The sequence below is a fragment of the Nocardia sp. CY41 genome (assembly GCF_009829325.1).
Lineage (GTDB): Bacteria > Actinomycetota > Actinomycetes > Mycobacteriales > Mycobacteriaceae > Nocardia.
In genome coordinates this window covers 301,553-321,365 of the sequence record NZ_VUOS01000009.1, presented here as the reverse complement: position 1 = coordinate 321,365, position 19,813 = coordinate 301,553, and the positions used below count along the sequence as shown (strand labels likewise).

The following is a 19,813-nucleotide window of genomic DNA, read 5'->3' as shown; positions in this document are numbered from 1 at the left end:
TTTCGCGCGTGCGGAGGGGATCGGCGAACCGTTCGCTCATGCTGTCGCCTCGACGGCACGGTCGAGTGTTCGCTCGGGACGCGGCGTGCGCCGGTGCACCACGGCGCGGCCCTTCCCGGCCGGGACGAGTGCGACACCGCGGAAGTGTGTGCGCTCGTCGCGGGCGTCGGTCGGCTCCAGCGTGAAGTCCCGCAGCAGTGTGCGCAGGACGACGTTCATCTCCATCGTGGCGAACGCGGCGCCGATGCAGCGGCGGCTGCCACCGCCGAACGGGATCCAGCTGAACGTGCCCGGACGGACGCCGACGAACCGGTCGGGGTCGAAGGCGCGGGCGTTCGGGAAGAGGTCCTCGTTGTCGTGCATCAACCGGATGTTGACCACGATCTTCTGGCCCTTGGGCAAGGTCCATCGGCCCAATTGCAGCGTGTCGGCCCGGACCTGGCGCAACGTCATGTCGATGACCGGCCGTACGCGCTGCACCTCCAGCAGCGTCGCCTCGCGCAGCTGTGACCCCCCGGCATCGGCTTCGGCGACCAAGCGGCGCAGGACCTCCGGGTGCCTGCGCAGCCGCTCGATCGTCCACGACAGCGTCGTCGCCGTCGTCTCGTGCCCGGCGGTGAGCAGGGTCAGCAGTTCGTCGGCGATCTCGCCGCGCGACATGGCCGTGCCGTCGTCGTAGCGCGCCTGCAGCATCATCGCCAGCACGTCGTCGCGCTCGTCCACCCCTTCGCGGGTGGCACGGTCGATGAGCCGGCCGACGATCTCGTCGTAGCGGCGGCGGTAGGCCGCGAAGCGAGCCCAGGGACCGAATCTGCCCAGCGCTCGCCGGGGAACCGGGACCGCGGCGAGGGCCGAGGCGATCAGGACGAGTTTGGGCAGCAGTCGGCGCAATTCCTCGAATTCCGCGCCCTCGGCGCCGAAGACCGCGCGCAGGATCACATTCAGCGTGATCCGCATCATGGAGTCCATGGTCGCGAACTCGCGGCCCGACGGCCAGTCGGCCATCTCGCGGACCGCCTCCTCTTCGACGAGCGATTCGTAGACGGCCAGCCTACGGCCGTGGAACGGCGGGGTGAGCAGTTTGCGCTGCTTGCGGTGCTCGGCGCCGGTCAGCGCGAACAGCGATCCCGGTCCGAGGAACTGACCGAGGTTGACGTCGATGTTGTCGACGAGATCGGTGCTCGTGGTGAACAGGGCTTTGATCTCGGCCGGGTCGGCGAGCACGACGCAGTCTCCGAATCGGGGCAGCTGGATGCGGAAGGCCGATCCGTAACGGTCGTGCATGCTCCGCCAGGTCCGGGTGCGGCCGGTCAGTATCCGCAGGTTCTGCACGATCGGCGGGCTGGATGGCCCGTCGGGAAGTCGCACAGCGGGCATGCGCCCACCTCCTCATGTGGTACTCCGATGTACCACTCGTACGGTACGCCCATGTACCAGGTGTGACAAGGGTTACATCGGACAATCGGGCGCACCGGCCGCAGTCGGCCGGGTCCTCACGCGACATCCCACAGTTCGGCGCTGTGGACGGCGAGCAGGGCGCCGATGCGCCGGAGCGCTTCGGGGGCAGGCAACGAGGCGATGCGGCGTCCGTCGCGCAGACGCAGCGCCACCTCGCCGGCGGCGGCCTCCTCGGCGCCGAGGATCGCCTGATACGGCACGAAGCGGTGGTCGCGGATGCGTGCACCGAGGCTGCCGCGATCCGGCGGCGACACCACCACGCGCAGCCCGAGGTCACGGCAGCGGCGCTCGAGGTGCGCGGCGGCCGGCTGCTGGGCCTCGGTCACCGGCAGCACCACCATCTGGGTCGGCGCCAGCCAGGCCGGGAAGCGGCCGCCGTGGCATTCGATCAGGTGGGCCACGGCCCGCTCGACGCTACCGATGATGCTGCGGTGCACCATGACCGGCCGGTGCACCGCGCCGTCGGCGCCGGTATAGCGCAAGTCGAACTGCTCGGGTTGATGGAAATCGACCTGCACGGTGGACAAGGTGCACTCTCGCCCCGCGCTGTCGCGGACCTGCACGTCGATCTTCGGCCCATAGAACGCCGCCTCGCCCTCCGCCGCGTCGTAGCTCAGGCCGCGATCGTCCAGAGCGGCGGTGAGCAGGCCGATCGACCGCTTCCACAAGAGCGGTGCGGCAACGTATTTGCCGCCCGGACCGGGCAGCGACAACCGGTAGCGGGCGGCACGGATGTCGAGTGCGGCGTAGGCGTCGGCGATCATCGCCAGCGCGCCGGCGACCTCGGCGGCTACTTGATCGAGGGCGCAGAAGATATGGGCGTCGTTGAGCTGGATTCCGCGTACGCGGGTCAATCCGCCCAGCACGCCGGACAATTCGGAGCGATACATGCCACCCAGCTCCGCGATCCGCAACGGCAGCTCCCGATAGCTGTGCGCGCGGGAACGGAACAGCAGCGCGTGGTGCGGGCACAGGCTCGGACGCAACACCACTTGCTCACCGCCGATGTCCATCGGCGGGAACATGTCGTCACGGTAATGCCACCAGTGCCCGGAGATTTCGTAGAGCTCGCGTTTACCGAGCACCGGCGAGTAGACGTGGCGGTAGCCCGCGCGGCGTTCGGCGGCGCGGAGGTAATCCTCCAACGCTTGGCGCACGGTCGCGCCGTCCGGCAGCCAGAACGGCAGGCCGGAGCCGATCAGGGGGTCGGTGTCGAACAGGTTCAGCGCACGGCCGAGGGTGCGATGGTCGGGCATGGTGGTGGTCTCCTCGTCGAGGAGGGCGAGTGACCACGAGACGAAGCCCCAGGGCACTCGCCCCGGGGCTCGGACAAACGTGGATCAGCGCGCCGGGACGGATTCCGGCGTCGTCGTCACAGCAGCGCGCTTCACGCGGGCGACGGTAGCAGAGGCCGCCGCGGTCACGCACGGGATTTTCCGGGAAAACGGTGAAGATCGCGAAGCGCCCACCCACGCGACGGCTTTCCCGCATAATCGGGTTCGATTGGCACGCAATGACATCGGGGGTCGATGGGGACGCGCAGAGCGGTGCTGCAAGCGGGAACGCTCCTCCCGCTGGTCGCCGCGTGCGCGCCGGACCTGCTGCTGGGCAGCTCGGACGCGGTGCGCGTCGGGGTGTCCTGGAGCGGTCAGGAACTGGCGGCCTTCCACGCCGTCCTGGACGGCTTGGACCTCGGCTTCGCGATCGAGGTGATCCCCCTCGGCGACAACACCGACACCGCGTTCACCGCGGGCGGGCGGTCCGCGCCGGACGTGGTGTTGCTTCCGCAGGCGGGACGGGTGGGTGAACTCGCTGGAGAACACAAACTGCGGCCCGTCGCCGAGACGGTGTGGACCGACGAACTCGGCAGCCGCTACGCCCAGCCCTGGCAAGTGCTGCTCCGCTCCGAGGGGCGCCTGTACGGGGTGCCGTTCAAAGCCGCCGACAAGTCGCTGCTGTGGTTCGACCGGCAGCAGTTCGACAGCTACGGCCTCGGTGGGCCGGCGGCTTGGACTCTCGAGGACTGGGTCGACCGGATGGAGGTGCTCGCCCAGAGCCCGATCCGCCTGCTCGCGCTGGCCGCCGCCGACGGATGGGCGCTGACCGACTTCTTCGAAAACGTTCTGCTCGCCGAATCCCCGCGCATCTACGACGATTTGGCGTCCAAAGGCAGCCGGGAGTGGGACAACCCCGCGGTGCGCGCCGCATTCGGGCACCTGGGCGTGCTGTGGGGGCAGCGGCACGCATTTCCCGGCGGCGTCGGCGTCGCGTTGACCAGGCAGTTCTCCGACGCCGTCCGGGAGGTGTTCCAGCACCGCCGGGCCGCGGCGGTCGTCGCCCCCGACTTCGCCGAACCGATCGTGCGCAGCGCGGTCCGCGCCTCCGGCCGCACCGTGGAGAACGCCGTGGGCGTGGTGCCCTTCCCCGCGGTGACCGCCGCGTCGGGGCGGCCGAAGATCGTCGGCGGCGACGTCATGGTGGTGACCCGGCAGGCCAACCCCCGCGCGGACGAACTGGTCGAGAAACTGGCCGGCGCACGCGCTCCGCTGCCGTGGATCGAGCGTTACGGCGGCTTCCTGGCGCCGAACCTGCGCACGCAGGCGGACTATTCGCCGTTGCTCGCACCCTCGGCACGTGAACTCGCCGCGCGCAGCACCTTCGATCTGTCCGACCGGATCGGTCCGGTGGGTGGCCGGGAAGGGCTGTGGCGGGTGCTGACGGAGTTCCTCATCGCGATCGGTGACGGCGCTCAGCGGCGGGTGGCCGAGTCCACCGATCGCGCGATCGCCGCGCTGGACGACGTCGAGCGGCGGCGTCGATGACCGGGCCTTCGGATTTCGACGTCAACGGTCTGCGCCTCGAGTTGGCCACCCGCCGTATGCGCGGGCCGTTGGTGCCCGGCGGCCGGCCGCGGCGCTGGCTGGGATGGGCGGCGGGTCTTCCCGCGACGGTGCTGACGGTCGCGCTCCTGGCGCTGCCCGCCGCGTGGACGCTCCTCATCGCCACCCGGGCACGTCCGGTCACGGTGCTCGCCTGCGCGCTCGTCGCGGCCGGTGCGCTTCTGCCCGCCGTGCTGCGCCGGCGGTTGGGTGTGCCCTGGCTACGAATCGTGGTGTGGCCGGCGGCGATCGGCGGCACGATCGGCGGGCTGTGGTTGCTGGGCGGCACGATGACCGCCGACGATCGCGGCGCCTACCTGCGCACGCTGCTGTGGGTGGCTTTCGCGATCGGGCTGCTGATCCTCGCGCTGGCGATCGCGTGGTGGGGGCGCCCGGCGCGCTGGCTGTGGTTGCCGCTGATCGTTCCGTTCGGAGTGTCGGCATTCGTGTCGGGCGTGGCGTTCCGGGTGATCTTCACCGACGGCGCGCGCCGGCTGGGCATCGAGGACGTCGGGCTCTACCGGTGGTGGCTCGCGGCGATGCTCGGGTCGGCATTCCTGTGGACCTGGCTGGGTTTCCTCACCGCGCTGTTCCGTGCCGGAATCCACGCGATAGAAGCCGATCCGGCGCGCGCGGGCTACCTCTACCGCGACGACGGCAGACCGCTGGCGGTCCGGCTGTACGAGTTGCTGCGGCCGGTGCTGCTGATCGCCGGTCTGGCCGTCGGCGTCGCGGCCGCGCGCGTGTTCGATGTGGTGCTGATCGGGGCGCCCGGGGCACTCGAGTACCAGGTCGACAGCGCGACCGTGCATTGGTGGCGGCTGTCGGCCGACGCCGAGCCCGGTGTCGCGGCCGCCTACGCGCTGCCGCTGGCGGTGCTCGTGGGCGCGGTCGCCTGGCTGCTGCAAGTCGACGTGCGCCGGCACCGCGCGAGCTGGTCGGCGGTGCGCGCGATGTCGGTGGCGGGCCGCAGGCGCGTCGGTCCCGTGCGAGCCGCGGGCATCGTGCTGGTCTCGGTGCTGGTGCTCTATCCGATCGGCGTGCTCGCCTATACCGGATTGCACGGGCACGACGGGTTCGGATTCGCGGCCATCGGTCTGCTGTGGGGCGACGACGGGCTGTGGCGTTCGCTGCAGACCACCGCCTGGGTCGCGGGGATCGTGACCGTGGTCGTGGTGGCCGCGGCCGCGCCGGTGGCCTACCGGCTGGCGGCGCTGCGCCCCAACGGCACCGCCGCCCGGGTGGCGGTCGTGGCGCTGGTCGTGCTCGCGGTGATGCCGGCGCAGACCTACCTCGGGCCGATCGACGGTCTGGTGAACGCCCACGAGCTGTCGGGCACGCGGATCCCGCTGATCCTCGTGCACGCCGCCGCCGGACTGCCGATCGCCATCCTCGTGCTGCGCGGCGCGATGCTCGCCCCGCCGGGCAGCGCCGCCGCGGACGCCCTGCACGGCTTGGCCAGTCCCGGCACGATCGCCCAGCGTGTGCTGGCCTCGTCCGGGCCTGCGCTGGGGGCGGTGGCGGTGCTCGAGTTCGTCCAGGTGTGGAACGACTTCTTCATCGGGCTCGTCGTCAGCGGAGCAGGCGCGAGCCCTTGGTCGCTGCTGTTGTGGGGCGAGGCGCGGCAATTCGGTGAGAACACCGCGCAATTGGCCGCGGGGTCGCTGGTGTCGGCCGTGCTGCCGGTGGCGCTGCTGCTGGTGACCTGGCGGCGGTGGGTGGTGCCGGGCCTGACCGGCGGAGTGCTGCGATGAGACCGGCCGCGCCGGGGTGCGGGGAGAGAGAGCGACGGTGAGTACATCGACCGAACCCACCGAACCGGTCGGGCAGACCGCGACGCCGCGATCCTCGATCTGGATCGGGTTTCTCGGCACCGCGTCGCTGGTCGCCTACACGGTGCTGTTCGAGTTGGTGCGCACCCTGGTGGTGAACTCGTTCGGCGAGAACGCCGTCGTCCAGTTCTTCAACGGGCCGCTGCGCTGGCTGTCGGTGCTGTTCATCGCCGCCGCCGCCGTCTACGCGCTGTCCCGGTTCGCCCGCGGGTACCGCACCCGAGTGCGGACCGCCCGGGAAATGGACCTGATCGCCGGTCTGGTCGAACCGGGCCCCGCGCTCGCCGACCACCGACCGCGCGCCGCCGCACCGGCCCCAGAAACGGTCGCGACGCTCGACGGGCACCTCATCGCCGCGGTGCTGCGGGACCTGCCGGTGCACGACTACGAAACCATCGCGCTGCTGGCCGTGCTCAACGCCATCCGGGACACGCCGGGACGGTTGCCGCTGGCACGCGAACCCTCCGCGCGCACCGCGGCGAAACTGCTGGAGGGTCTGTGCCGCCGGGAGATCGTCACCGAGCACGGCGCACAACGATTCCGCGTGCGTCGAGTGCCCGCACTCCCGGGTCGGGCCACGGTGACCGCAGGACCGCAGTGGGCAGCGGCGCTCACCGCGCTGCTGCAGCACTACGCCGACCGCGCGGGCCGTTGGGCGATCGCGCTGGAATCACGGCGCTTCGCCGTGGGCGCTCGCCGCTGGTTCGAGACCGAGGAACCCTACCTGCGTGCCCTGGTGGCCGCCTGCGCGAATCCCGGTCGGGAGTTTCCCCCGGCGGCGGTCGCGCACCTGATTCGCCTCGGCAATGCCCTGGACGTGTGGTACGCCCGCATCGGGTCGGGGGAAAACGAGACCGGCGTGGCCGACGATCTGTGCTCGCTCCCCGGAATCGACGAGCTGAACCGCGACCTGGTGTTGCTGCGAGCCGGACGGCTGGACGAGCGGCCGCGCGGCTACCGGCCGCGGCGGCTGTCGACGAGCTTGGCCGCCCGCTGGGAACATCAGACGGCGTTGCGGCGGCTGGCCACCGCACCGTTAGATCTGGACGAGGTCGCCGATCAATTGGAGACCGCGTGGTGGCTGCTGCCGCGCGACGACGTCGCCGGGGAAGTGTGCGCTCTGATCAATCTCGCCGTCGTGCACATCCGGCAAGGCCGCCTCGACGCCGCGCAGGACCGTCTCGAACTGGCCGAATCCCTCACCCGCACCGGTGTCGATCCCGACGGGCGAGCGCAGACCCACGAGACCATGGGCGCGCTGTGGTGGGCCCGCGGCGAACCCCGCCGCGCCCTGCGCTGCTGGCAGCTCGCGCTGAGCGCCTACCGTGTCCTGGACGACGACCCCGGCATCGGCCGCTGCCTGCAACATCTCGGGTCCGCGGTCGTCGCCGACCCCGACCACGCCACCTTGCTGTTGCCCGCCGACCCACCTCTCACCCGCGCCGAAGCCGTCCGCCAAGCCACCGGATGGCTGGCCGAAGCCCGCCGCAGGCATCCGGCCGCCCGCCACGCCGGACACTATGCGGCACAAGCCCGTTCGGATCTGCGCGCCGATCGCGGCTTGCTGGGCATCCGCCCCGCTCGCCGCCGCGGCCCGCTCGCGCGCATCGATCAATGGCCCGCGTCGGTCGAAGACCACGCCCACCGGCCGCGCTGATCGCGGGCTGATGCTCCCCGCGCCATCCACGCTCGTGCTGGTCCGCCATGCCCAGCCGTTCCTGCCGCGCCCGGGCGGACCGGGGGATCGGGAGCGCTCGCTGACCGACGAAGGCCGAGGCCAAGCGCAGCGGCTGGTCACCTTCCTGGCCGCCGCGGCACCCACCGCCATTGTCTCGAGCCCCTACCTGCGGGCGGTGCAAACCGTCGAACCCCTTGCCCGTCGCATCGGCCTGCCCGTTGTCACGGACCACGCATTGCGTGAATGGGATTCCGGATTCGGCCCGACTCCCGATTTCGCCCGCTACTACCGCGAAAGCTGGGCCGAACCGGGGGTGGGCCCGGCCGGGAGGGGAGAGCATGCGACAGCTCTCCGGGCGAGCCACCGCGATCCTGACGCAGCTGGCGCAGCGGCATCGCGGCGGGACGGTCGTGATCGGCAGCCACGGCACCTTCATCTCGCGCGCATTGATCGGGTTCGGATGTCGAGAGGTGGACTGGGCCTTCCACCGGGCGATGCCGATGCCCGCGATCTACCGGCTGGCCTTCGAGGACTCCGGCGTGCGAGCCACCGGGCCTGGTCTGGCGGAGTGAGCCGCTGCAGGCGTCGTCGAGGTAGGGCACCTCAACTCGCGATGCCTGCGTCGATCTGCTGGGCGCGGCGAAGCAGCGTGGGATCGTGTGCGTTGACCAGCAGCAGTTCAGGGGCCTGGGTGGTCCACAATTCGGTGAGCCGTTCGTGGTTGGCGCGGACTCGAGGCATGTCGTGGGCGATGAAGCGCTCCATGAGGATCAGAGAGCGGGGCACGCGGCTGGTGCCGTCGATCTGCCCGTGGTGGTAGAACGCATCGCCCGCGTGCAGGATCCATCGCTTGCCGGTATCGATGGCGATGGCGGCATGGCCGCGGCTGTGGCCGGGCAGGCCGATCATGACGAGGCCGGACGCGACGTCGGTGAGTTCATGGGCGGCGGCGAAGCCGTTCCACGGCTCGCCGTATCCGGGGAGGTGGCCGACCAGCGTCGGGTGGTGATCGCGTTGGGTAGCCAGGTAGCGGCCCTTCTCGACGAAACCGCGCGGGTGCAGTGCCGCGTCCGCTTCGGCCGCGGTGAGATGCACTCTGGCCCAGGGAAAGTCCGCCAGCCCACCGGTGTGGTCGGCGTCGAAGTGGGTGAGCACGATATCGCGGACATCACGCGGGTCGAACCCGAGACGTGCGATCTGCCGGACGGCGGCTTCGTTCTCGTCGAACCGCGGGCGGACGTAGTAGCGGCCGGGCCCGAACCGGGCCCCGGGTTCGGCGGCGTCGCGCAGCCCCAGTCCGCTGTCCACCAGCACCAGGCCGGTGGGCGTCTCCAGCAGCAGGACATGGCAGACCAGGCCCTCAGGGGTGCACAGCGGGCGCATGGTGCCGCAGTTGAGGTGGTGGACCTTCATCCCAGTGCCTCGAGCATCACCGTCATGACCGTCGGATCGCCTCCGAGGAGGCCGGCGTCGACGGCCTGGATCGGGTTGCTGCCGTCCCAATTCGCCGCGGCCGGCTTCACCAGGTCGAAGACGAACTTCTTGGCGCCCCCGACGTCGGAGATCTCGATGACGGTGCCGGGCTGGTGCTCGGTCTGCAGGTAGGCGAATCGGCCGTCGGAGCCACCGATGCGGCCTTCCTGTCCGACGGTGAATCGGGCGGCGAGGGCTCGGTCGCGGAGCTCGATGGTGGCCACCGGATCGGGGGTCGGATGCGGCTCGGTGTGCGCGTCGGCGAAGGACAAGACGATCTTGCCGGTGGCCGCTTTGTCCCGCGGTCGCTGCGCGGCGGCGCGCATTGTCACGGTCTTCTCCTGCGTTCTATCGGGTGGGAGTGGCGGTCAGTCGCCGAGGTCGGGCGGTGTGGTGGCCAGCAGGCGCGGGTCCGGTTCGTTTCCGGTCGTGGCGGCGGCTCCGGCGAGGGCGCGGGCGAGGGTGAGCAGGCCGCGGGGCCTGCGTTTGTCCAGCCCGCCCAGCAGTTGCTTCAGGACGGTGAGCTGATCGAAGTAGATCCGTTCGGTCGCCAGGTTCTCGTGCTCGTCGAAGACGAAGTAGGCCGTCATCCTGGTCCGGTGGGTCGACCCGGTCGGCGGGATCTTTCCGAGCGGCCCGGAATGTGTTCCCAGTAACCAGAATTCGACGATCACCGCGTCGTGACTGTGCCGCAGGGCGATGATCTCGTGGTCTTGGTCGGGAAAGGCGCGTCGGGTGTCGCGATAGTAGCCGCGCACGTCCTCCTCGCCGTCGTGGACGACCATCGGCGCGATCAGCTCGTAATGCGGGTGCGGGAACGTCGCCAGGGTGGCGTCCCAGTCCTGGGCCACTTCGTCGTGGAAGTGATCGAGGACGAGTTTCTCGCGAGCGCGCAGAACGGGTTCGGGGGGCAAGGTGAAACGTGGCGACATCGGTTGCTCTCTCCTCAACGCTGCGGGCCGTGGGTGATGTGGCCGTGGTGGAAGGTGGGGTGGGTGCCCGGGTTGGTCCACACGCCGGTGAGTTCGCTGGAGGGGAAGAACTGTAGGAAGCGTGCGTCGGTTTGGCTGCGGTCGGCCAGCGTCTTCTCGAGGACGACCGAGTTGTATTGATCGGCGGTGGTCTCGATCGTGTTCGCGTTGAGCACCACCTCCTGCTGCCATTGCTGTGCCCAGCGCGCCAGGCCGGGCATCCGGGAGTGTTCCGGTGTCAGCGCTTCGGTCGCGATCACGTTCTCGCTGCTGACCCAGATCCCGGTCGAGGTGTTGAGCACGAGGCTCTGGTTACCGAACACGTGGCCCGGCGTCTTGACCACGGCGACACCGGGGCCGAGGACGACCGAGCCGTCGATGGGCAGGAACGCCTCCGCGGGCACGTCACGATAGGTGGCGGGCTGGTACCACGGCTTCTGCAGCGGATGCAGCTCGGCCATGCCGACCAGCTCGTCGCGCTGGACGACGACCTTCGCGTTGGGGAAGATCGCCGCCGGTGTGGTGCCGAGGTCGTCCTGATGGGCCGTGGTGCCGATCCACCGCCGCAGATCTTGCGTGTGCAGGTGGTCGAACATCAGGTAGTCGACCTCCTCCGGCGCGATCCCCAGGCGCGACAGATGCGCTTGCACCGTGCCGTGCTCGCGGACCATGCGCCGTTCGATCACGGCCGGGGTGCGGCGGGCGAGATTGTCGAAATACGGTGTGTAACGCCCCAGTTCGACGTCCGAGGGTTCGAACAGCAGCGTGCGGCGGCGGCCGTCGGAATCATGCCAGCGGATCACCAGCATGCGGTTGGTGATCGACAGGAACGGCGTGATCGCGCGGGAGGCGCGGAACAGTCCGAATCGGGTCGGATACGGCAATGTCACCAGATCGCAGGTGGTGACGCTGTCGGGGGTGCCGGTGCTCGGGAACTCTCGGCGGAACGCCATGGCCTGGGCGCGAGCCAGTTGTAGGCGCGCGCCCGGGCCGCCGTCTGCGTGGGCGAGATCGGTGAAGGTGTCGATGTGGTCTCCGACGGTCCGAAGATCGGCGACGTCGGAGGTTCCCCAGGGGAAACGCATGTCGGACTCCGATATCCACGGTGTGGGTTTGGTGTGGCTCCGACGCTATATCCACGATGTGGATTAAATCAAGAGGGGTGCGGCAGAATGACGACATGACCAGCCGAGCTCCCTCGACGCGCCGCGGACGACCTCCGAAAGGCGCGGGACAGCTCACCCGTGCGGCGATCGTCGAGGCGACCCTCGACGTGATCGGCAGCGACGGTGTCGGGGCGGTGGGTATCCGAGCGGTCGCGCGCGCGCTCGGAGTCGATCCGAAAAGCCTGTACAACCACGTCGACGGGAAAGACGGGTTACTGGATGCGGTAGCCGAGCATCTTTTGGGCTCGATCGAGTTGCCCGCGCTCAGCGGTGACCTCCGCAGTGATCTGCGCGCCATCGCGGAGGCGTTCCGCGATCGCGCTCTGCGGCATCCCGCGGCCGCCGCGCTGGTACTCACACGGCAGCTGGGATCAGTGGAGGGCTTGTCGCCGATCCAAGCCGTCCTGGAGGTGCTGCGCGCCGCGGGGTGCGACTCGGAGGAAGCGGTTCATCTCTTGCGGACGATGTTGGCCACGCTCATCGGCACTCTGCTGCGCGAAGTCAGCGCGGGTCCCACCTACGGAACCAGCGACACCGCCGGCATCGCCGCCCGTCGGACGACCCTGGAACAATCCGGACTGCCGGCCGTGGCCGAAGCTGCTCCGTACTTGGCCCGGTTCGACAGCCAGGCGGAATTCGACTACGCGATGGATCTGGCGCTCGATGCGATCGTCGCGCGTGTCAGCGGTTCGGCACGAAACGGCTGAGCCGCCGACGCACTCACGCGCGCCCCACCACCGACGGTCGAGCTGCCGGCGTCCACGGTTCGGCATAGCCGCCTCGGGGCAGCCAGGCGCGAGCGGCGAAGGGTGGCGGCGGCGAAGAACACGGGCATGGCCCACGCTCGCCGCTGCGGTGGGCCTGGCGCTGTTGCACGCCGACGCCGGCGAAACGATGCGCGCCATTCGCGGCGCCGCCGCCGGACGAGCCGAGACCTTCCAGCGCAGGGCCACCCCTTGCACATCCACCCCGCAGTCGTCAACGGCAGCGTCGGACTGGTCAACACCCTCCACGGCAACCCGTTCTCGATCATCGGCTTCACCTTCACCACGGCCGGATCGCCGCCATCGACATCTTCTCCGGCCAGGAACGGCTCACCAACCTCGATCTGACCGCGATCGTCGGATGAGGCGACCCCGGAAACCGGACTCGACGACGCCGGTGTCCGGGATGCGCCGGCTCAGCTCGCGGTGCGGATCCGGGTGAGGAAGTCGAGGTTGGTCCCGGTCTGTCCGAGGCCGGTCACCAGCAGTTCGAGCGCTTGCTGGGGGTCGCGGCCCGCGAGGGTCTTGCGCAGGGATCGAGTGGCGGCCAGTTCGTCGGTGGACAGCAGCAGTTCCTCCTTGCGCGTGCTCGAACGATCGATGTCGATCGCCGGGAACAGACGGCGGTCGGCGAGATGCCGATCGAGTTTCAGCTCGGCGTTTCCGGTTCCCTTGTACTCCTCGAAGATGACGGTGTCTGCCAGCGAGCCGGTCTCGACCAATGCGGTGGCGATGATGGTGAGGGAACCGCCGTCCTCGATATTGCGTGCGGCGCCGAGGAATCTCTTCGGTGGCGCGAGCGCGCCCGCGTCCACGCCACCGGAGAGGATGCGGCCGGACCCGGGGGCCGCCGAGTTGTAGGAACGGGCCAGCCGGGTCAGCGAGTCCAGCAGTACGACGACGTCGCGGCCCATCTCGACAAGGCGTTTGGCGCGTTCGATGGCCAACTCGGCGAGCGCGATGTGTTCGTGCGCGGGCTGGTCGAAGGTCGCGGCGGCGACCTCGGCAGGCACCGTGCGGGACAGGTCGGTCACCTCTTCCGGGCGTTCCCCGACCAATACCAGCATCAGCTGGCATTCGGGATGATTCTTGGCGATGCCGTGCGCAATGGACTGCAGCACAGTGGTTTTGCCCGCCTTCGGTGGTGCGACGACCAAGGCGCGCTGGCCCTTGCCGATCGGCATGACCAGATCGGTGGCGCGAGTGGTCAGCTCATGCGGCTCGGTTTCCAGACGGAGGCGGTCCTGCGGATAGATGGGCACCAGGTCGGGGAAGTGTGGTCGCGCCGCGGCGTTGCCGGGTGGCAGGCCGTTGATGCCCTCGATCCGAACCAGCGGTGCTCGTCTGGCGCCGTCACGCTTGGGGCCGATCGCGCCGGTGACGGTGTCGCCGCGGCGCAGTCCGTATTCGCGGACCGTACGCGCCGGTACATGAGCGTCGTGTGGTCCGGGCAGGTAACCGTCGACGTGCAAGGAGGCGTGGTTGTGGGTGATCTCGAGGATGCCGGTGACCGCTGTCGGCCGGTCCTCCCCGGATTCACCGTCTCGTGTGTGAACAGCATTGTCTTGCATGAGTATTTCTCCTGAGAGTGGAATGGATGTCGGCGGGTCGCCGTGAATGCCGCCTACGGGGAATGGCGCTCGCAGCGCGCACCGATGTGACGTGTCGCAGGAATCCGTACAAGTCCGAACACGCTGTCCGAGTGCACGGCAGTCGAGAACGCCGTGGCGATTGTGGACTCTTGTGGGAGGGAGTTGTCACCTACGTCCACAAGATGAAGACCGCACCTACGGTAGCGGCATCACGCGCAACACGCAATGGTGGGGGTTTATTCCGGTGTTCGATTCGAAGCCCGTAGCGCCGTGCCACGGCGCTGTCCGTGCGGCACTGGACGGTGGCAGCCAATGATGTCGCGAAACCCGTCGCGCCGTGGGCGAACCCGGCATCCGCGGTGATGCGTGGGCGGCTGTCGAGTGCGACGGAGTCTCGCCGACCGCCGTCGCACGCCGTTCTCGCTACAGCACCACGGTCTGACCGCGGGGAGTTCGACGATGCGGTCTCCCCATCCGCGCCGCCGCATGTTCGCGTGAAAATCGCTCAGTGCGGAAGGGCCGCCTCCGAGCCCGGCCCGAGGTCAGGCTGCGGTGATCTCGATGCCGATGGTGTCGCTGCGGCCGCGCCGCAACGCGTTGCTGAGGACGGCGATCCAGCCATGGGTCCCGTAGCGTCGCCGGATCAGTTGGCGTGCTGTGTTGCTGCCGGCTTCGTCGAGCACGACGGCGGTGGCGTTGACGATCTCGCCGTGGGCCTTGCCTCGCAGGCTGCAGGGTTGCAGGGTTGCGGCGGATGCGTTCGATCTTCCAGGAGTCGGCGTTCCAACCACCCTCGTTTCTGGTAATCGCCCTTCAGAATGTCCTGCAGTTCGGCGGAAGGTCTGCTGGCATGTCCGGGGCAACGCGGCCTGCGGCGGTTCCGAAGACCCACCTGCGAGGACCCGATCGGCGCGGCAGTGACGCCCGGTCCCGAGAAGATGGGTTCCGTTACCTATGAGCGACTAGGTCGAGTTTCCCATCAGAGTCAGCCCAAGGCGGTAGGTCGACGCTCGACCCGGTGGACGAACAGTCACGACCGCAAGACCTCTACCAGCGACGATATGGCGATCAACGCGCAATACAGTGTTGCATCCCATGCTATTGCGGCAATTTCACCTCGTGCGGCGTCTTGTCCGGACGCAAGCCGCGCCAGCTGGGGTGGCGCAGGCCCTCGGGGGTGGCTTCGCGATATTCGATGTCGGCGACCAAAACGGGCTCCACCCAGTGCGCGGAAGCGGCGATAGCGCGCGGGGGCGGGGTATCGAAGGGAGTGTCCGGCCGGGACAGCTCGTTCAGGCGGGCTTGCAAGGAGCGGCGATCGGGCATGGTCCATCCGGTGCCGACATTGCCGATATGCACCAGCTGGTCACGGTCGTCGTACGCGCCGAGTGCGAGCGAACCGAACGTCGCGGAAAACCGCCCCGTACCGGGCAGCCAGCCCGCGACGACGACCTCCGTCGTCTTACGCAGCGGTGTCTTGATCCACACCGGCGAGCGGCGGCCCGGGTAGTACGCGGAATCGAGACGCTTGGCGACGATCCCTTCCAGACCGTGCTCGCGGGCGACGTCCATCAGAACCATGGGGTCGATGTCGGTGTAGTAGGGCGGGGTGCGGGCGAGGGGGCGATCGAGCGCGAGTTCCGCCAAGCGCTCACGTCGTTCGGTGTAGGGCAGCGACAGGAGGGAGGCTTCGCCGACGGCCAGCAAATCGAAGGCCAAGTATTGCGCCGGGAATGCGCGCAGCAATTCCGCGCTCGGCGAGACCACATGCATCCGTCGCTGCAGGCGGCCGAACGACGGCGCCCCCGTCCGGGGATCCGGGGCGACGATCTCCCCGTCGAGAATCAGCCCGCCGCGCTCGCCCAGATCCGCGAGCACTGCGGTGAGCTCGGGAAATGAGCCACTGAGATCGCGATTGTTGCGACTGTAGAGCCGGCAGTCCCCGTCGCGGCACCGTGCGATGGCGCGAATGCCGTCCCATTTCATCTCGAAGGCCCACCGGCCACGGTCTCGCGGCGGCCGTCCGGAGACGGCCAGCATCGGCGCCGGCGCTGACAGCACATCATCAGCATATCTTCAGCAAACGGGCGGGTCGGGCAGGCCCGACGGCGGCCCGGAGTCATAATCCGAGCTTGGTGACCGCGTTGTCTTCCAGCGGGTTGGCGGTGCGAATGTAGCCGTGGACGGTGCGCGGGTTGGTCCAGCGGCCCTGGCGCATGATCTCGCGGTCGCTGGCGCCGCCGAGCGCGGCCTGGGTGGCGAACCCGGCGCGCAGCGAATGTCCGGAGAACAGGTCGGGGTCGAGCCCGGCCCGGGCGGCATAACGCTTGACCAGTTCGGCGACGGCCCGGCCGGACATAGCGCGGTCGCCGATTCCGCCGTGCCGGTTGATAGTGGGGAAGACCGGCAGGTCCGCGTCGGTGAGCGTAGTGCCGGTGAAGCCATGACACCGGTGGATGTCGGCCGACTTCGCGGGACTGTCGGCCAGCCAGGCGCGCACGCCGGAAGTCCCTGCGGCGTCGTGTATTTCGCGCAGTCGCAGCCAATCGGCGAAGGCGCATACCGGACAGGTCGCGGGGCGGCGGCCGCGGGGGAGGGCCACGCGTTGTTCGGCCGCGCCGGTGGGGTCGGTCTTCGTCGCGGGCAGCCGGATCAACAGGAGCGGCTCGCCGGTCGTGTGGTCGATCCCGACCTCGACGTCGCCGATACGCAGCCCGGCCAGTTCACTGCGGCGCAGAGCACCCGCGAAACCGATGAGCAGTGCGAGCGCATCGCGCCGCCGGGCGGGTTCGGCCGGCCAGCCCGGCTCGGGCAGCCCGCCGAGCAGTTGGTCGAGAGTGTGCAGCAGGACGGGCCGTTTGCGTTTGGGTTGTGTCCGCCGGGTGCGGCGGATGCCGCGCAGCGTCAGCCGCACCACGTCCGACCGAGTCGGTGACGGCAGGCCATTCGCCGCGTGCACCGCCGCGATGGCTGCCGACTTACGCTCCAAAGTTGCCGGGCTGAACGCCCATTCGCCGCCGTCGCGCCGCGCGTCGGCGGCCGCGGCGAGATAGACCGCCACGTCCAGCGCGTCGGCGGGCAAAGCCTGGCGCCCCTCGGTGGCGCACCACGCCGACCACGCCACCCAATCCGCCCGGTAGGCGCGCAGTGTGTTCGCCGATTGCGACGCCTCGAGATACCGGCGCAGCGAACCGGCTTGATCGTCGTCGAAGCGGTCGCGCACCAACCGCAGTGCCGCCGCATCGACCAGCACGCTACGCACACCACGGCGCAACTCGGTACGCACCGCGTCCGGGACCACCACAACGCTGGATCGATCGTCCACGACTCGGCTCCCGCGTTCTCATCAGTGACTGGCTGTTCGCACTTCGGCATTCGGCGCAGGAAGTCAGCCTACGGCACTGGGGTGCGGCCCTGGCGCGGGTCCGTTCGGCGTGAGCCTCTCCGAATGCGATTGGCACCGCTACGTGCTCGCCAGCCGCGTCAAAGCGATGAGAACGACCCTCGACTCGCGGGGAGGGGTACCCAGTTTTACGTCCTTTTCGTTGATATTTCGTTTCGTCACGACAAACGCTACGAAACAGAATTAATCCCATTGATCAACCGGCCAACTCGGGAACCTGACCGCCGATAAGGTTCACTTATCGGCGGTCAGTGTGGGAGTCCTGACTCCGTCGTAATCGCCGCTGGGTTCTGGGCCCGGAATCCTGAAGGGTGGTGATCGGGCGGGATCTACCAGTTCGCTGCAGGGCGTCGGTGATTCGGCGCTGCGCAGTGGCGAGATCGCGGCTGGTGGGAAGTCCGGCAACGCGTGAGGCTGCGCTGGGCGCTCGGCGCTCGGCACCCTGGCATCTCTGGGTGATCGGCATAGTGTTCTTCCCGCTGAACCTCGGCGGCGTGTATGACTACGTCATGGCGCTCAGCGAGAACGCCGATTACTTCCGATCCCAGAACTACAACAGCGAGCAGATCGGGTACTTCACCGACTATGCCCTCGTACCGGCGGCCTTCTGGACCCTGGGCATCTGCGGTGGACTGCTTGCCGCGATCCTGCTGCTTATGCGCATCCGCTGGGCCGTGCCGGTTGCCGTCACCGGACTGGCCGGCCAGGTGATCCTCGACATCCTCACCTTCGGTTTTCGTGACCGTTGGCAGATCCTCGGACCGCGGCTGGCCCAGTTCGATCTCGGGGTGCTCCTGCTGACAACAGGATTTGTAATCTACTGCCGGACGCAGGTGTTCCGGGGGACTCTGCGCTGAGGGTGATCGTGGACTGCGGCCGGGGTTTCGGGCTTCGGCTCGGCGGCCGGCGCCGGACTCGTGCGCAGCAGGGCGAGAGTCAGCACGGTGCCTGTCGCGGCCAACGTGGCGGCGAACGCGAATGCGATGTTCAGTCCGGTCCGGTAGGCATCGGCTGCTGTGGATTGCCGAGCCACCACATCGGCGAGTAGCAGTACGGCCGTGACTCCGATCCCTGACCCGACGCGCTGTGCGGTGTTGACGATGCCCGCCGCGATCCCTGCGTCGGCCTTGTCGACAGAGGTGACTGCGGGGACGGTGACGCCGACGAATGCGGCGGGCAGGCCGATGCCGAGCAGTACCGCGCCCGGCAGCACGTCGATCAGGTAGTTGCCGTGTTCGGGCAGGCGGGCGAACCAGGCCATGGCCAGGGCCTGCAGCCCGAGGCCTGCGGCCAGTACCCGCCAGGCGCCCAGGCGATCCAGCGCATACGGGATCAGCGTGCGGGAGACGACGACGTTCACCACGGCCACCGGCAGCACCGCGAGGCCGGACGCGGTCGGACCGTAGTGCTGGGTGTTCTGCAAGTACAGAGCCAGCAGGGCGAAGGTGGGCACGTGCGCCGCGCCGACCAGCGCGTTGACCACGGCCGACCCACTCACCTGGCGAATGGTGAACAGGCGCAACGGCATCAGTGGATGTGAGCTGCGCGCCTCGAGGAGCACGAAGCAGGCGAGCAGCGCGAGCCCGGTCACCAGCAGGCCCGACGCCAGGGTACGAGTCGACTCGTCGCCGAGCGCGCCGATGGCATAACCGGTGGTCAACAGCGCCGCGGTGCCGATGATCGCCCCCGGCGCGTCGAGTCGGCGCACAGCCAGGACCGATGGCGCCGGATCCGGCGGGAGCACTCGGACGAAGGCCAGCGCCAGCACGCCCACGGGCAGGTTGATCAGGAATATCGACGGCCAGCCGGCCAGATCGGTGAGTGGTCCGCCGACCGCGGTGCCGATTGCCGCGCCCGCCGCTCCCATCGCACTCCACACCCCGAAGGCGCGATTTCGCACGGCAGGCTGGGTGAATGTCGTGGTGAGCAGTGCCAGTTGCGCGGGGATGACCACGGCCGCGCCGAGACCCTGCAATGCCCGCGCGGCGACAAGGACCGCCGGGGCCGGCGCGAATCCCGCCAGCGCGGACGCCACCGTGAACACGGTGAGTCCGCCCGCGAACACGCCGACTTCGCCGACCAACACCGACTCACCCGCGAATACGCGGTACCCGTCCGCACCTATCTGAGATTGGATTCCCGGCTTGCCACCGCCGGGCTGGCGGCACTCACCTGGGCGCCGGCACTGCAGGCGCTGGTTCCACGGCGAATGCCCGGCAGCGACAGATGGGTGGTCCTGGCCCGGCCCGCCGACGGACCGATACGGTGGGCCACCGGCCGTGGACAATCCCTGGCCACAGCCGCGGTCGCCGCCACAGCCGTCCAGGAGATAACACACCACCGAATCACCGCACCGACATGGATCCACGAACTTCTCGAGATCGACACACTGCGACACGATCTATCGGCAGCAGGTATCAGGCTCTGACATCCGACTCGACCGGCAACCGGCGAACTCCTCACCACCGCTTTACGACCACGCGCCTGTCCGGCTCACGGGCCACGAGTCGGCCCACAACCTCACGCTGGACGAAACCCGGAGCCGCCGAAGCTACCTCGCACTTCCTGACAGCTTCAGGAATCCGGAGGTCGAGCCG

The 19,813-nt window shown here is 69.2% G+C and carries 16 protein-coding genes and 2 pseudogenes; 7 read left to right on the top strand and 11 right to left on the bottom strand.

What is annotated here, in order from left to right:
- Nucleotides 1-36 precede the first annotated feature (36 nt).
- Together GVY64_RS12420 and thrS are read right to left on the bottom strand one after the other, a co-directional pair.
- Nucleotides 37-1,377 carry a cytochrome P450 gene (locus GVY64_RS12420; RefSeq protein WP_159840755.1) on the bottom strand — a complete coding sequence of 447 codons (1,341 nt, stop codon included), beginning with the start codon at nt 1,375-1,377 and terminating at the stop codon, nt 37-39.
- Between the two features lie 116 nt (nt 1,378-1,493).
- A complete protein-coding gene (gene thrS / locus GVY64_RS12415) occupies nt 1,494-2,771 on the bottom strand; it encodes a threonine--tRNA ligase (protein WP_328820909.1) in 1,278 nt (425 codons plus the stop codon).
- 216 nt (nt 2,772-2,987) lie between these two features.
- Between thrS and GVY64_RS12410 the strand changes: the two genes are divergently transcribed.
- The 5 genes and pseudogenes from GVY64_RS12410 (at nt 2,988) to GVY64_RS38715 (ending at nt 8,419) form a co-directional block, all read left to right on the top strand.
- Complete coding sequence (locus GVY64_RS12410) at nt 2,988-4,280, top strand: ABC transporter substrate-binding protein (protein WP_159840751.1); 1,293 nt, start codon at nt 2,988-2,990, stop codon at nt 4,278-4,280.
- Nucleotides 4,277-6,091, top strand: coding sequence for a hypothetical protein (locus tag GVY64_RS12405; protein ID WP_159840749.1), 1,815 nt, complete (start codon nt 4,277-4,279; stop codon nt 6,089-6,091). Before GVY64_RS12410 ends, GVY64_RS12405 begins: the two co-directional genes overlap by 4 nt.
- Nucleotides 6,092-6,128: 37 nt before the next feature.
- Complete coding sequence (locus tag GVY64_RS37815; protein WP_236566778.1) at nt 6,129-7,826, top strand: tetratricopeptide repeat protein; 1,698 nt, start codon at nt 6,129-6,131, stop codon at nt 7,824-7,826.
- Between the two features lie 10 nt (nt 7,827-7,836).
- Nucleotides 7,837-8,091 (top strand): annotated as a pseudogene (locus tag GVY64_RS39095) (histidine phosphatase family protein); the annotation flags it as partial.
- Nucleotides 8,087-8,419 (top strand): histidine phosphatase family protein, encoded by a 333-nt coding sequence (locus GVY64_RS38715; RefSeq protein WP_268895618.1) that lies wholly within the window; start codon nt 8,087-8,089, stop codon nt 8,417-8,419. The pseudogene GVY64_RS39095 and the gene GVY64_RS38715, both read left to right, overlap by 5 nt.
- Before the next feature lie 31 nt (nt 8,420-8,450).
- Here GVY64_RS38715 and GVY64_RS12390 read toward each other — a convergent pair whose 3' ends face one another.
- From GVY64_RS12390 to GVY64_RS12375, 4 genes are read right to left on the bottom strand one after another with little or no spacing between them, the layout of a single operon-like run.
- Nucleotides 8,451-9,260 (bottom strand): MBL fold metallo-hydrolase, encoded by an 810-nt coding sequence (locus GVY64_RS12390; RefSeq protein WP_159840745.1) that lies wholly within the window; start codon nt 9,258-9,260, stop codon nt 8,451-8,453.
- Nucleotides 9,257-9,652 (bottom strand): hypothetical protein, encoded by a 396-nt coding sequence (locus GVY64_RS12385; protein ID WP_159840743.1) that lies wholly within the window; start codon nt 9,650-9,652, stop codon nt 9,257-9,259. Before GVY64_RS12385 ends, GVY64_RS12390 begins: the two co-directional genes overlap by 4 nt.
- Nucleotides 9,653-9,688: 36 nt before the next feature.
- Nucleotides 9,689-10,252, bottom strand: a complete 564-nt coding sequence (locus GVY64_RS12380; RefSeq protein ID WP_159840741.1) for an ester cyclase — start codon at nt 10,250-10,252, stop codon at nt 9,689-9,691.
- 14 nt (nt 10,253-10,266) lie between these two features.
- Nucleotides 10,267-11,376, bottom strand: a complete 1,110-nt coding sequence (locus GVY64_RS12375) for a hypothetical protein (protein WP_159840739.1) — start codon at nt 11,374-11,376, stop codon at nt 10,267-10,269.
- 95 nt (nt 11,377-11,471) lie between these two features.
- On the opposite strand from GVY64_RS12375, the gene GVY64_RS12370 reads away from it, so the two are divergent.
- Entirely contained in the window at nt 11,472-12,164 is a 693-nt protein-coding gene (locus GVY64_RS12370) for a TetR/AcrR family transcriptional regulator (RefSeq protein WP_159840737.1), read from the top strand.
- A 473-nt stretch (nt 12,165-12,637) separates the two neighbouring features.
- Here GVY64_RS12370 and GVY64_RS12365 read toward each other — a convergent pair.
- The 4 genes and pseudogenes from GVY64_RS12365 to GVY64_RS12350 all read right to left on the bottom strand — a co-directional run.
- Nucleotides 12,638-13,768, bottom strand: a pseudogene (locus GVY64_RS12365) (transcription termination factor Rho, short form); the annotation flags it as partial.
- 587 nt (nt 13,769-14,355) lie between these two features.
- A complete protein-coding gene (locus GVY64_RS12360; RefSeq protein ID WP_159840734.1) occupies nt 14,356-14,604 on the bottom strand; it encodes a hypothetical protein in 249 nt (82 codons plus the stop codon).
- A gap of 307 nt (nt 14,605-14,911) precedes the next feature.
- Nucleotides 14,912-15,853, bottom strand: a complete 942-nt coding sequence (gene ligD / locus GVY64_RS12355; protein ID WP_159840845.1) for a non-homologous end-joining DNA ligase — start codon at nt 15,851-15,853, stop codon at nt 14,912-14,914.
- Between the two features lie 79 nt (nt 15,854-15,932).
- A complete protein-coding gene (locus tag GVY64_RS12350) occupies nt 15,933-17,138 on the bottom strand; it encodes a site-specific integrase (RefSeq protein ID WP_159840732.1) in 1,206 nt (401 codons plus the stop codon).
- Between the two features lie 545 nt (nt 17,139-17,683).
- On the opposite strand from GVY64_RS12350, the gene GVY64_RS12345 reads away from it, so the two are divergent.
- The gene (locus GVY64_RS12345; protein ID WP_159840730.1) at nt 17,684-18,073 is read left to right on the top strand and encodes a hypothetical protein; all 390 of its coding nucleotides are present in this window, start codon (nt 17,684-17,686) and stop codon (nt 18,071-18,073) included.
- On the opposite strand, the gene GVY64_RS12340 is transcribed toward GVY64_RS12345, so the two are convergent.
- On the bottom strand, nt 18,034-19,302 hold the full coding sequence (locus GVY64_RS12340; RefSeq protein WP_236566777.1) for an MFS transporter: 1,269 nt from the start codon (nt 19,300-19,302) through the stop codon (nt 18,034-18,036). The two genes, GVY64_RS12345 and GVY64_RS12340, sit on opposite strands and share 40 nt — an antisense overlap.
- Between the last annotated feature and the right edge of the window lie 511 nt (nt 19,303-19,813).